This window comes from Streptomyces hydrogenans (assembly GCF_014656075.1).
GTDB lineage: Bacteria > Actinomycetota > Actinomycetes > Streptomycetales > Streptomycetaceae > Streptomyces > Streptomyces hydrogenans.
The window spans coordinates 14,709-28,132 of the sequence record NZ_BNBS01000032.1; the positions used below are offsets into that span (position 1 = coordinate 14,709).

The 13,424-nt window shown below is 74.5% G+C and carries 7 protein-coding genes; 2 read left to right on the top strand and 5 right to left on the bottom strand.

What is annotated here, in order from left to right; genetic code table 11:
* Positions 1-71 precede the first annotated feature (71 nt).
* From IE321_RS15935 to IE321_RS15955, 5 genes are all read right to left on the bottom strand, one after another.
* A complete protein-coding gene (locus IE321_RS15935; protein ID WP_190223373.1) occupies positions 72-1,583 on the bottom strand; it encodes a sensor histidine kinase in 1,512 nt (503 codons plus the stop codon).
* Positions 1,576-2,262 (bottom strand): response regulator transcription factor, encoded by a 687-nt coding sequence (locus tag IE321_RS15940; RefSeq protein ID WP_190223374.1) that lies wholly within the window; start codon positions 2,260-2,262, stop codon positions 1,576-1,578. Before IE321_RS15940 ends, IE321_RS15935 begins: the two co-directional genes overlap by 8 nt.
* Before the next feature lie 185 nt (positions 2,263-2,447).
* Positions 2,448-5,000, bottom strand: a complete 2,553-nt coding sequence (gene glgP / locus IE321_RS15945) for an alpha-glucan family phosphorylase (protein ID WP_043219820.1) — start codon at positions 4,998-5,000, stop codon at positions 2,448-2,450.
* A gap of 194 nt (positions 5,001-5,194) precedes the next feature.
* Complete coding sequence (locus tag IE321_RS15950) at positions 5,195-8,209, bottom strand: ABC transporter substrate-binding protein (RefSeq protein WP_226651369.1); 3,015 nt, start codon at positions 8,207-8,209, stop codon at positions 5,195-5,197.
* 59 nt (positions 8,210-8,268) lie between these two features.
* Positions 8,269-9,219 (bottom strand): AraC family transcriptional regulator, encoded by a 951-nt coding sequence (locus tag IE321_RS15955; protein ID WP_229916418.1) that lies wholly within the window; start codon positions 9,217-9,219, stop codon positions 8,269-8,271.
* Positions 9,220-9,626: 407 nt separating this feature from the next.
* Here IE321_RS15955 and IE321_RS15960 point away from each other — a divergent pair, with 407 nt between their 5' ends.
* Both IE321_RS15960 and treS read left to right on the top strand, forming a co-directional pair.
* On the top strand, positions 9,627-11,612 hold the full coding sequence (locus IE321_RS15960; protein WP_226651367.1) for an alpha-1,4-glucan--maltose-1-phosphate maltosyltransferase: 1,986 nt from the start codon (positions 9,627-9,629) through the stop codon (positions 11,610-11,612).
* A complete protein-coding gene (gene treS / locus IE321_RS15965) occupies positions 11,609-13,306 on the top strand; it encodes a maltose alpha-D-glucosyltransferase (protein ID WP_190223377.1) in 1,698 nt (565 codons plus the stop codon). Before IE321_RS15960 ends, treS begins: the two co-directional genes overlap by 4 nt.
* Positions 13,307-13,424: the final 118 nt, after the last annotated feature.

The window sequence follows — 13,424 nt, forward strand, 5'->3', positions numbered from 1 at the left end:
CCGGGAGGCACGGCCCGAGGCAGTCACCGCGGACGCCCGGAGGGAACCTTCCCTCCGGGCGTCCGCCCGTCTCACGGCAGTTCGTCCGCGGAGACCAGCCGCCCGCCGTCGAAGCACAGCCGGTAGACCGGGACCTCCGCGAAGACCGTCGCCCGGTAGTAGCGGCAGTCGTCCACCCCGGCCGGCTCCGCCGGCAGCCCGCGCGGCGGCGTCTCCAGGGCGTGGTCGGGCAGGTCCTCCACGATCTCCGCGTACGTCTGGCCGACCAGCAGCCGCGCGTAGTTGTCGGGCTCCAGATACGAACGGGACTGCGACCACACCGCCACGCCCGCCGTCAGCACCGCCAGCGCGGCCAGCAGCGCCAGCGGGATCCAGATCGCCCGCACCAGGTCCTCGCGGACCCGCCGACGGGCCCGGTCCAGCTCCCGGGCCGAGGTCGGCGCGGCCGGCACCGCCGCCGGGACCCGCCGCGGCAGCACCGCCGCCAGGGCGAAACCGCCGCCCCTCACCGGGCCGTGCGTCAGGGTGCCGCCGGCCAGCCGGACCCGCTCGTCCAGGCCGACCAGCCCCGAGCCCCCGGACGCGGGCGGCCCGCCCCCGGTGCCGGGCCCGCTCTCCACCCGTACCGTCACGCGCGGCCCCGCCTCCCGGAACCCGACCGCGACGGCGGCGCCCGGGGCGTGCTTCGCCGCGTTCGTCAGGCCCTCCTGCACCACCCGGTACAGCGCCCGGCCCGCCATCCCCGGCAGCTCCGGCGGGGCACCGGACAGCGTCACGTCGAGCCCCGAGGCCCGGGCCCGGTCCACCAGCTCGCCGGCCGTCTCGCCCGGCGGGGCCGTCGGCGCCCCGGCGCCCTCCTCCCGCAGCACCCCGATGACGTCCCGCAGCCGCTCGGTCGCCTCCGCCGCCGCCCGGCGCAGCTCCCCCGCCGCCCGCTGCTGCTCGGCGCCGAGTCCCGGATCCACCTCCAGGGCGCCCGCCCGCACCGCTATCAGCGCCAGGTCGTGGCCGAGGGAGTCGTGCATGTCGCCGGCGATCCGCGACCGCTCGCGCAGCCGCTCCCGGTCGGCGACGGCCGCCTGCTCGCGCTCCATCCGGTCGGCCAGCTCCCAGCCGCTGCGCACCAGCCGGTCGTACTGCCGGACGTACCGGCCGACCAGCCAGGGCGCGACGATCGCCAGCGCGAGGGCGAGCAGCAGCGTGAACCAGGGGCCGAGGGAGGTGCCGGTCAGCCGGGTGAGCAGCAGCCCCACGGCGGCCACCGTCCCGAACAGCCAGAGCGAGCCGCGCGTGTGGTCCTGGCGCCGTCCGGCGAGATAGCCGAAGGCGACGAGCGCGAGGCTGTACGAGGGGGTGAACAGCTCCAGGGTTGCGGGCAGGCTCGCGGCGACGGTGGCCGCGAGCGGCAGCAGCGGCCGACGGCGGCTGACGGCCACGCAGCCGCCGAGGAGGGTGACGCCGGCGGCGACCTGGAGCCAGGAGCCGCCGTCGTTCGGGTCCGAGCGGAGCAGCACCGGGACGCAGAGCAGCAGCCACAGGGCCAGGTCGAAGAGGCGGCGGCGGGCCCGGGTGGTCTCAGGCACCGGGGCCGCCGGGTCCGGCGCCGCGGTCGTCGCCGACCAGTCCGGCCTCGTGGGCGAGGATCGCGAGCTGGACGCGGTTGCGCAGCCCGAGCCGGCCGAGGACGGCGCTGACGTGGGCCTTGACGGTGCCCTCGACGACGTACATGCGGGCGGCGATCTCCTGGTTGGAGCAGCCGGCGGCGAGCAGCGAGACGACCTCCCGCTCGCGGCCGGTGAGCGGGGCGAGCCGGTCGCGGGCGGCGGCGGCCCGGGTCAGCCGCTCGCCGCCGAGGGTGTCGATGACGCGGCGGGCGACGGTGGGCGACAGGGCGGCGCCGACGGCGGCGACCGCGACGACCCCGGCGATCAGTTCGCGCGGGTCGCCGGACTTGAGGAGGAAGCCGCCGACGCCGCCGCCGAGGGCCCGGGCGATGTAGTCGTCCTCGGAGAAGGTGGTGAGCATGACGACGGCCGTGTCCGGGAGGGTGTGGCGCAGCGCGTCGGCGGCGCCGAGGCCGTCCAGGCGGGGCATCCGGATGTCGAGGACGGCGACGTCGGGGCGGTGCAGCCGGGCCAGCTCCACGGCCTCGTGGCCGTCGCCGGCCTCGGCGACCACCTCGATCCCCGGGTCGGTGGTGAGGATGGCCCGCACCCCGGCACGGATCATCGCCTCGTCATCGGCCAGCAGCACCCTGATCATGCGCTCCAGCCTAGGCCGGGTCCCGCCCGGGCCGGCGGCGTCCGGCACCGTGCGGGGTCCCGGGCCCGGCGGGTCGCCGTGCGCGGCCCCGGGCGCGCGGACGGCCACGCCCGTCGGGGCGTGGCCGTCGTGCGGTCGCGGGCGTCGCCGTCGCGCGGTGGCGGGCGGGCGGTCCCGGGGGCCGGCTACCTGAGGATCACCCCCGCGACCTCGCCCGCCGGGTCCTCCGGCAGGGCGAGGAGGCCCTGCTCGGCGGGGTGGGCGAGCAGCGGATGGGCGGGCAGCACGCGGACGGTGCAGCCGAAGGGGCCGGTGCGGTCGAGCTCCAGGGTGCCCGCGTACGGCTGCCGGCCCTCCAGGTCCGGTCCGCCGGCCGGTTTCAGCCCGGAGGTGCGGGTGTCGGCGAGGGTGTCGTCGGCGTCGACGCGGCCGGTGACGGCCTGCACCTCGACGTCGTCCGGGGAGAGTCCGCCGAGCGCGACCCGGACCCGGACCACCGGGGTGGCGCCCAGCTCGGCGCCGGCCTCGGCGAGGTCGTCGCCGATCTCCACGTGGTCCACCGCGACGCCGGGCCAGGCCGCCCGGACCCGAGCCTTCCAGGCAGCGAGCTCCCGGGCCCGGTCCGGGGTGAGCGCCCGGCGGGCCGCGGCGGCGGGGACGTACAGCCGCTCGACGTACTCGCGGACCATCCGGTCGGCGAGCACCTTCGGGCCGAGGTCGGCGAGGGTGCGGCGGACCATGGCGGTCCAGGCGACCGGGACGCCGTCGGCGCCGCGGTCGTAGAAGCGCGGGGCGACCCGGCGCTCGATCAGTTCGTAGAGGGCGGCGGCCTCCAGGTCGTCGCGGCGCTCCTCGTCGGCCGCGGCGGCCCCGTCGGCGGTGGGGATGGCCCAGCCGAACTCGGGCTCGTACCACTCGTCCCACCAGCCGTCGAGGACGGAGAGGTTGAGACAGCCGTTGAGCGCGGCCTTCATGCCGCTGGTGCCGCAGGCCTCCAGGGGGCGGAGCGGGTTGTTGAGCCAGACGTCGCAGCCGGGGTAGAGGCCGCGGGCCATCTCCATGCCGTAGTCGGGCAGGAAGACGATCCGGTGCCGGACCCGGGGGTCGTCGGCGAAGCGGACCAGCTCCTGGACGAGCTTCTTGCCGCCGTCGTCGGCCGGGTGGGCCTTGCCGGCGACGACCAGCTGCACCGGCCGCTCGGGGTGGAGCAGCAGGGCGCGCAGCCGGTCCTTGTCGCGGAGCATCAGGGTGAGCCGCTTGTAGGAGGGGACCCGGCGGGCGAAGCCGATGGTGAGGACGTCGGGGTCGAGGACGGAGTCGGTCCAGCCGAGTTCGGCGGCGGCGGCGCCGCGCTGCCGCCAGGAGGCCCGCAGCCGGTCCCGGACGTCGGTGACGAGCCGGGTGCGCAGGGTGCGGCGCAGCTCCCACAGTTCGGCGTCGCTCGCGTCGGCGCCGAGCCGGCCGACCTCGGGGGCGGTCCAGGTGGGGGCGTGGACGCCGTTGGTGATGGAGGTGATCGGCACCTCGCCGGTGTCGAAGCCGGGCCAGAGGCCGGCGAACATCTCCCGGCTGACGGCGCCGTGCAGGGTGGAGACGCCGTTGGCCCGCTGGGCGAGCCGCAGGCCCATGGCGGCCATGTTGAAGACACCGGGCTCGCCGCCGAGCGGGGTCTCGTCGCCGAGCGCGAGGACGCGGCCGGTGTCGAGGCCGGGCAGGGCACCGTCGTCGCCGAGGTGGCGGGCGACCAGCGCCCGGTCGAAGCGGTCGATGCCGGCCGGGACGGGGGTGTGGGTGGTGAAGACGGTGCCGGCCCGGACGGTCTCCAGGGCGGCGTCGAAGTCGAGCCCCTCGCCCTGGAGTTCGCGGATCCGCTCCAGGCCGAGGAAGCCGGCGTGGCCCTCGTTGGTGTGGAAGACCTCGGGCTCGGGGTGGCCGGTGAGCCGGGTGTACGTGCGGACCGCGCGGACGCCGCCGATGCCGAGCAGCAGCTCCTGGAGGAACCGGTGCTCGCTGCCGCCGCCGTAGAGCCGGTCGGTGACGGACCGCTCGCCGGGGGCGTTCTCCTCGACGTCCGAGTCGAGCATCAGCAGCGGGACCCGGCCGACCTGGGCGATCCACAACTGGGCGTGGAGGCTGCGTCCGCCGGGCAGGGCGAGGGTGATCCGGGCGGGGGTGCCGTCCGGTTCGCGGAGCAGGGTGACGGGCAGCTCGCCGGGGTCGAGGACCGGGTACTGCTCCTGCTGCCAGCCGTCGCGGCCGAGGGACTGCCGGAAGTAGCCGTGGCGGTAGAGCAGTCCGACGCCGACGAGGGGGACGCCGAGGTCGCTGGCGGACTTGAGGTGGTCGCCGGCGAGGATGCCGAGGCCGCCCGAGTACTGGGGCAGGGCGGCGGCGACGCCGAACTCGGGCGAGAAGTAGGCGAGGGCGGCGGGCCCGTCGCCGGAGCCGCGCTCCTGGTACCAGCGCGGCCTGCGCAGATAGCCGTCGAGGTCCTCGGCGGCGACGGAGAGCCGGGCGAGGAAGTCGGCGTCGGCGGCGAGCGCGACGAGCCGGGGGGCCTCCAGGGCGCCGAGGACCCGCACCGGGTCGGCGCCCCGGAGCCCTTCGGGGGCGAGCGAGTCGAAGAGGGCGCGGGTCGGTTCGTGCCAGGACCAGCGCAGGTTGCGCGCCAGCGCGGCGAGGGGTCGGAGGGGGTCGGGGAGGACAGGACGCACGGTGAATCGACGGATTGCCTTCACGTGTCCCACCTTCGCAGGCCGGTGACGCTACGGAGCGGACGCACCACGCTGGGCGTCCGGCGTGCCGCACCGAGCGTAGGGCGTGCGTCCGCTCCCGGGCGGGGCGGCCGGGGGCACGGACGGCGCGCCCGGGGGCGCGTGCGGCGGGTCCGGACCGCCGCGGGGCGGTCCGGACCCGGGGCGTCACCGGGGTGTCACGGCTTCTCGCCGACGCCCAGGGCCTGGATGTCGACCAGGTTGAACGCCTCGTGGACGTAGACGTTGGTCAGCCGCGGGTTGCGGTAGTTGACGTTCTTCTCGGCGACGACGGGCAGGTAGTAGGCCCCGTCGGTGAGCCGGTGGTTGATCTCCTGGTAGAGCCGGGTCGCCGCCGCCTCGTCGGTCTCGGTGGACGCCTGGTCGAACAGTTCGTCGATCCGGGCGTCGTTCACCCGGGCGTAGTTGCTGTTGCCGTCGGTCCTGGTCAGGGCGCTGTCGGCCAGGGGCTGGAGGAAGCCCGCGCCGGTGGGGAAGTCGGCCCCCCAGCCCAGCATGAGCATCCCGATCCCCTTCTCCTTCTGGATCCGGGGGGAGCCCAGCGCGGTGTAGTAGGCCGGGACGTTGTCGAACCGTTCGATCTCCAGCGTGATGCCGACGGCCTTCAGGTCGTTCTGGAGGGCGGTGACGGCCTGGGTGTCCTTGGCGTTCCCGGTGTTCAGCGCGGTCTTCACGGTGAAGCCGCCGGGCTTGCCGCAGGCCCGCAGCGCCTTCTCGGCCTCCTCCCGCCGGGGCTTCCCCCCGGTCAGGCCGAACGGGTCGTAGGAGTCGGCGCCCCGCGCCGTCGGGGGCAGCATGCTGCCCTGCAGCGAGGAGAACGCCGGGCCGCCGCGCGCGGTGCGCAGGGCCTCGGTGCCGGCCGCGTACACCACCGCCTTGCGGCAGTTCACGTTGTTCAGCGGGGCGGCGTCGGAGATCAGCGCGGCCATCCGGAGGTACCCGCTGTACGGGTTGTCCACGTCGGCCTTCAGCTCGGGGTCGCCCAGCACCCTGGTGGCGGTCTCCTGGGACAGCCCGGCGTGGGAGGCGTCGAGGTCGGCGGTGCCGGCCAGCAGCTGCTCGTCGACCTTGGCCGCCGTGTCCGCGATGTTCAGCTCGACGCGGTCCGGGAGGGCCTTGCGGAGCGGGTCGGTGGCGGGGTCCCACCGCTCGTTGCGGACGAGGACCAGCGACCGGCCCGGCTGGTACGAGTCGAACCGGTACGGGCCCGAGGAGAGCGGCCTGGTCTCGTACCGGGCGGCGGCGTCGCGCTGTCGCGGCACGGGGGCCGTCGCGCCCATGGTGAGCAGGTAGGGGAACCGGGAGTCGGCCTCGGCCAGCCGGAAGACGAGCGTGAGGTCGTCCACGGCCTCGACGGACCGCAGGCCCGACGACCCGGTGTCCTTGTACGGGCCCGGGTAGTTCTGCTTCTGGTCCAGGACGTCGACGAGGTACGTGGGGCCGCCGACGATCTCCGGCGCGAAGACGCGCTCGATGCCGTACTTGACGTCCGCGGCGGTGATCGGCGTACCGTCCTCGAACATGAGGCCGGGTCTGAGCCTGAACGTGTAGGTCCGGCCGTCGGCGGACACCTCGGGCTGCGCCGCGGCCAGGTCCGGGACCACGGAGAGGCCCTTCTCGCCCGGTTCGGCGGCGTAGGTCATCAGCGTGCGGGTGTAGAGCCGCTGGACGTTCCAGACCCATCCCGCGTAGGAGCGGGCCGGGTCCCAGGAGTCGGCGTCCTGCCCGCTGACCAGGCGGAGGGTGCCGCCCTTGCGGTCGGAGGGGTTGACGACCTTGCCGACGGCGGCGTTGAAGCCCCCGGTGGAGGTGGGGGTCCCCTGGCCCTTGCCGTCGTTCTTGCCGTCGGTCTTCCCCTGGCCCTGCCCCTTGTTCGCGGGCGGGTCGTCCTGCTGGGCGAGGATCACGGCGGTGACGCCGCCGCCCGCCACCAGGGCGACGCCGAGGGCGATCGCCACGAGCCGGCGCCCCCGGAAGCGGCCGGGCGCCCGGGCCGGACCGCCGGCGGGACCGGCGGGGTACGGGATGGGGGGCGTGACGGCGTAGGGGTTGCCCGCGGGCGGAGGGCCGAAGGGCGGCGGCGCCATGCCCGGCGTCCCGGCCGGCGGCGTGGCGGGCATCGCGGGCGGCGGGGTGGCCGGCATCGCGGGCGGCGCGGCGGGGTCCTTCGCGAGGGGGACGCGGGGATCCGGCCGGGACGGCGTGTCGGCGGGGGCGGCCGGTGCCGGGGTGGGCGCGGGCAGCGGCGCGGGGCCCGCGTCGGCCGGGCGTCCGGGCGCGGCACCCGCTTCGCCGAGAGCCGCCGCCACCGCCCGCGGCAGCCAGGCGGTCTCGTTCGCCGCCCCGCCCCCGTAGGTGTGGCCGCCGCCCTCGCCGAGCAGCCCGGCGAACTCCGCCAGGAGCTGCGGCACGGTGGGCCGTCGCGCGGGATCCTTCTCCAGGCACCGGCCGATGAAGTCGGTCCCCGGCGGCAGCAGGCGCAGGTCGGGTTCGCCGTAGACGGCGCGGAAGTTCACCGAGTGCGCGGAGCCGGTGCCGAACGGCCCCGTCCCCGTGGCCGCGAAGGCCAGCACCGCGCCCAGCGAGAACACGTCGCTCGCGGGGCCGACGGGGTGTCCCGCCACCTGCTCGGGCGACATGAAGCCCGGGGTGCCGATCACCATCCCCGCCTGCGTCAGGACGTGCGACTCGGCGATGATCGAGATCCCGAAGTCGATCACCCGGGGGCCGTCGGCGGCGAGCAGCACGTTCGACGGCTTCAGGTCGCGGTGGATCAGCCCCGTGCCGTGGATGGCCTCCAGGGCCTCGACCAGGCCGGCCCCCAGGTAGAGCAGCGAGCGCAGGGGCCACGCCCCGTGCGTGCGCACCGCCGTCTCCAGGGACGGCCCGGGCACGTAGGCGGTGGCGAGCCACGGGGGCGAGCCCGCGGGGTCGGCGTCGACCACGGCCGCGGTGAAGAAGCCGGTGACCCGCCGGGCCGCCTCCACCTCGCGGACGAACCGGCGCTGGAACTCCGGGTCTTCGGCGAGTTCGGCGCGCACCACCTTCACGGCGACCATCCGGCCGCTGGTGGACCGCCCCAGGTAGACGCGTCCCATTCCGCCCGCGCCCAGGCGGGCGAGGATCCGGTACCGCCCGACCTGTCGCGGATCAGCCGCATCAAGCGCTTGCAACTCCGCCCCCGTCCCCGGCGCCGCATCCCCTGGACGCCGGGACGATTACATCAGATCCGTCAGAGCCGTCGGAGCGGTCGGCGGTCCCGCCGGGGCGAGGCGGCCCGGTACTCCCCCGGCGTCGTGCCGTAGGCGGTGCGGAAGGCGAGGTGGAAGCCGACCCGGCTGCGGTAGCCGACGCGCGCGGGGACGGCCGACTGGGGGAGCCCGGTCTCCGCGAGCAGCCGGGCCGCCTCCCGTATCCGCCGGGCCGTCAGGTGGCGGGCCGGCGAGGTGCCGACGGCCTCGCGGAACGCGGCGGTGAAGGACGAGCGGGACATCCCGGCCTCGCGGGCCAGCGTGTCCACGGTCCACGGCTCGGCGTAGCGGGTCTCGATGGCGGCGACGCTGCGGCCGATGCCGGGGTGCGGGTACCCCGCCTCGGAGGGGCGCGGCGCGGCGGCGGCGAGGGCCAGCGCCGCCTCGAACACCCGCAGGGCGAGCAGCCGGTCGCCGGGCCCGGCCCGCCGCCCGGGCGCGGCGAGCAGCCGGAGCGTGTCCCGCAGCAGCGGCGCCCCCTCGACCCGGCCCCGGTCGAGCAGCACGGCGCTGGCGAGCGCGGACACGAGCGGCCGGACGGTCCGCCGGTCGTATCCGGTGCGAAGGCTCAGCAGCCGCGCGGGCGGCCCGGGCCCGTCGAGCGCGAGGATCCTGACGGCGGGGCCGAGGGGGCTCGTGGGGCCGGGCATGCCAGGCAGGTCGGACGGGGCCGGGCGGCCCGGCGGGACGGGGCGGCCGTCCGGTGTCGGGGCGTCCGGCGGGACGGGGCGGCCGTCCGGCGGGGCCGGGGGACCGTCCGGTGCCGGGGCGGCCCCCGCCACGGGCAGGGGCGAGATCCGGTGGCGGGTGGCGGCGGGCAGCAGGACCAGTTCGCCGCCCTCGGGGTCGAGGGGGGCGGTGCCGGCGGCGGCGATCCGGCATCCGCCGTCCAGCACGTAGTGCAGGACGGCCCGGGCGGTGACGGCGTCCATGGGGTCACGCACCTTCCGCGGTCGGTGACGACGGAGCGTCAGCGTAGCGAGCCGGACACCGGATCCGGGCGCACCGGAGCGCCGGGCCGGGTTCCCCGCCCGGACCGCCCGTCGCCCGCCGGGTACGCGCCCGCCCCCGAAGCCGTCCGACTCCGCCCTTGTCCGATCCCCTACGCCCTAGTAGTTAACAAAGGGCCGGATTGCCCACCCGAGAAGCTGGGGAAGGCTCCCCCGGTACCCCCGAATCCCTCCTCCCCGTACCCGTCTTCATCCCTGTGGGCCCGCCATCCGAGTGAACGCGGAGGGGCGCGGCGATGCCCGCCTCCCACCGGCCTCCGGCGCGGCTAGAAAGAGCGCACCACCACCCGCACCCCCGCAAACCGTCAGGTGATGCTGTGAATCCGCTCATGGGACGCATTCCCGTACTGGACGTCCGCCCGCTGGTCGACTGCGGCCGGCGCCCCGCGAAGGCGGTGGCCGGCGAGACCTTCGAGGTGTCGGCGACCGTCTTCCGCGAGGGCCACGACGCGGTCGCCGCCAATGTCGTACTCACCGGCCCGACCGGCCGTCCGGGGCCGTGGACCCCGATGCGCGAGCTCGCCGAGGGCTCCGACCGCTGGGGGGCCGAGGTCACCCCGGACGCCGAGGGTCTGTGGACGTACTCCGTCGAGGCGTGGAGCGACCCGCTGGCGACGTGGCGCCACGCGGCGAAGATCAAGATCCCGGCCGGGATCGACTCCGAACTCGTCCTGGCCGAGGGCGCGGAGCTGCACGAGCGGGCCGCCAAGGGCGTCCCGAAGAAGGGCGGCGGACGGGAGGCGGTGCTCGCGGTCGCGGACGCGCTCCGCGACGAGTCCCGGCCGGCCGCCGCGCGCCTGGCCGCCGCGCTCGCGCCGCGCGTGACCGAGGCCCTGGAGCGGCACCCGCTGCGCGAACTGGTCTCCGCGTCACCCGCGTTCCCGCTCCGGGTGGAGCGCGAGCGGGCGCTGTACGGCTCCTGGTACGAGTTCTTCCCACGCTCGGAGGGCGTGCGGAAGGTCAAGGGCCGGACGGTGCCGGGGAACTTCCGCACCGCCGCCGAACGGCTTCCCGCCATCGCGGCGATGGGCTTCGACGTGGTGTACCTGCCGCCGGTGCACCCGATCGGCGAGACCCACCGCAAGGGCCCCAACAACGCGCTGTCGGCCTCCCCGAGCGACGTCGGCGTGCCGTGGGCGATCGGCTCGCCGGAGGGCGGGCACGACGCGATCCACCCGGACCTCGGCACGATCGAGGACTTCGACGCCTTCGTGGCCCGGGCCCGTGAGCTGCGTCTGGAGATCGCGCTGGACTTCGCGCTCCAGTGCTCGCCGGACCACCCGTGGGTGGAGAAGCACCCGGAGTGGTTCCACCACCGCGCGGACGGCTCGATCGCCTACGCGGAGAACCCGCCGAAGAAGTACCAGGACATCTACCCGATCGCGTTCGACGCCGACATGGACGGGATCGTCGCCGAGACCGTGCGGGTGCTGCGGCACTGGATGGACCACGGGGTGCGGATCTTCCGGGTGGACAACCCGCACACCAAGCCGGTGGTGTTCTGGGAGCGGGTGATCGGGGAGATCAACGGCGCGGACCCGGACGTGATCTTCCTGGCGGAGGCGTTCACCCGGCCGGCGATGATGCGGACGCTCGGCGCGATCGGCTTCCAGCAGTCGTACACCTACTTCACCTGGCGCAACACCAAGGACGAGCTGACCGAGTACCTGACCGAGCTGTCCGGGGACGTGGCCGCCCAGATGCGGCCCAACCTCTTCGTGAACACCCCCGACATCCTGCACGCCTACCTCCAGCAGGGCGGCCGGCCGGCCTTCGAGGCGCGGGCGGTGCTCGCGGCGACGCTGTCGCCGACCTGGGGGATCTACGCCGGGTACGAGCTGTGCGAGAACGCCCCGCTGCGCGCCGGCAGCGAGGAGTACCTGGACTCGGAGAAGTACCAACTGCGCCCGCGCGACTGGGAGTCGGCGGAGCGGTCGGGCGCCTCGATCAGCCCGCTGATCACCTCCCTGAACCGGATCCGGCGCCGCCACCCGGCGCTCCGCCGGCTGCGGAACCTGAGCTTCCACGAGACCGACAACCCGCAGGTGATCGCGTACGCGAAGAAGTCGGGTTCGAACACCGTTCTGGTGGTCGTCAACCTCGACCCGCACCACACCCAGGAGGCGACGGTCTCGTTGAACATGCCGGAACTCGGCCTCGACTGGCACGAGACCGTGCCGGTGCGCGACGAGCTCACCGGTGCCACCTATCACTGGGGCAGGAACGCCTACGTGCGCCTGGAACCGGGCGTCACGCCCGCGCACGTGCTCGTCCTGCGACCGTCCCCGCAGACCGGAGGGTCACCCACCTCATGACGACTGTCAACGAGCCCGTCCCCGACACCTTCGAGGACACCCCCGCCAAGGACCGCGATCCCGACTGGTTCAAGCGGGCGGTGTTCTACGAGGTCCTCGTCCGCTCCTTCCAGGACAGCAACGGCGACGGCGTCGGCGACCTGAAGGGCATCACGTCCAAGCTGGACTACCTCCAGTGGCTTGGCGTGGACTGCCTCTGGCTTCCGCCGTTCTTCAAGTCCCCGCTGCGGGACGGGGGCTACGACGTCGCCGACTACACGTCGGTGCTCCCCGAGTTCGGCGACCTCGCCGACTTCGTGGAGTTCGTCGACGCGGCCCACCAGCGTGGCATGCGCGTGGTCATCGACTTCGTCATGAACCACACCAGCGACCAGCACCCGTGGTTCCAGGAGTCGCGGCGCGACCCGGACGGCCCGTACGGCGACTACTACGTCTGGGCGGACGACGACAAGCAGTACGCGGACGCCAGGATCATCTTCGTCGACACCGAGACCTCCAACTGGACCTTCGACCCGGTCCGCAAGCAGTACTACTGGCACCGCTTCTTCTCGCACCAGCCGGACCTCAACTACGAGAACCCGGCGGTACGGGAGGAGATCCTGTCGGCGCTGAAGTTCTGGCTGGACCTGGGGATCGACGGCTTCCGGCTGGACGCGGTGCCGTACCTGTACCAGGAGGAGGGCACCAACTGCGAGAACCTGCCCGCCACCCACACCTTCCTCAAGCAGGTCCGCAAGGAGATCGACGACCACTACCCGGACACGGTGCTGCTCGCCGAGGCCAACCAGTGGCCCGAGGACGTCGTGGACTACTTCGGCGACTTCCGCTCCGGCGGCGACGAGTGCCACATGGCCTTCCACTTCCCGGTCATGCCGCGGATCTTCATGGCCGTGCGCCGCGAGTCCCGGTACCCGGTGTCGGAGATCCTGGCCAAGACGCCGGAGATCCCCTCCGGCTGCCAGTGGGGCATCTTCCTCCGCAACCACGACGAGCTCACCCTCGAAATGGTCACGGACGAGGAACGCGACTACATGTACGCCGAGTACGCCAAGGACCCGCGGATGCGGGCCAACATCGGCATCCGGCGGCGGCTGGCCCCGCTCCTCGACAACGACCGCAAGCAGATGGAGCTGTTCACCGCGCTGCTGTTCTCGCTGCCGGGCTCCCCGGTGCTGTACTACGGCGACGAGATCGGCATGGGCGACAACATCTGGCTCGGCGACCGGGACGGGGTCCGCACCCCGATGCAGTGGACCCCGGACCGGAACGCGGGCTTCTCCTCCTGCGACCCGGGGCGTCTCTACCTGCCGGCCATCATGGACCCGGTCCACGGCTACCAGGTGACCAATGTGGAGGCGGGGATGGCCTCGCCGTCCTCGCTGCTGCACTGGACGAAGCGGATGATCGAGATCCGTAAGCAGAACCGTGCCTTCGGGACCGGGACGTACACCGAACTCCCCTCGTCCAACGCGGCGGTGCTCGCGTTCCTGAGGGAGGACGGCAACGACCTCGTCCTCTGCGTGAACAACTTCTCGCGGCACGCCCAGCCGACCGAGCTGGACCTGCGGCGTTTCGCCGGGATGCGGCCGGTGGAGCTGATCGGCGGGGTGGAGTTCCCGGCCGTCGGCGAGCTGCCGTACCTGCTCACGCTGGCCGGCCACGGCTTCTACTGGTTCCGCATGAAGCGGAGTTGACGGACCGCCGATTCCCGGACGGGGCGGTTTCCACCGCCCCGCCCGGGGAACTGTCCCACACACGATTCAGCCCCATCCGGGTCCATCCATATGGATCTTCCCTTTCCGACACGTCCCG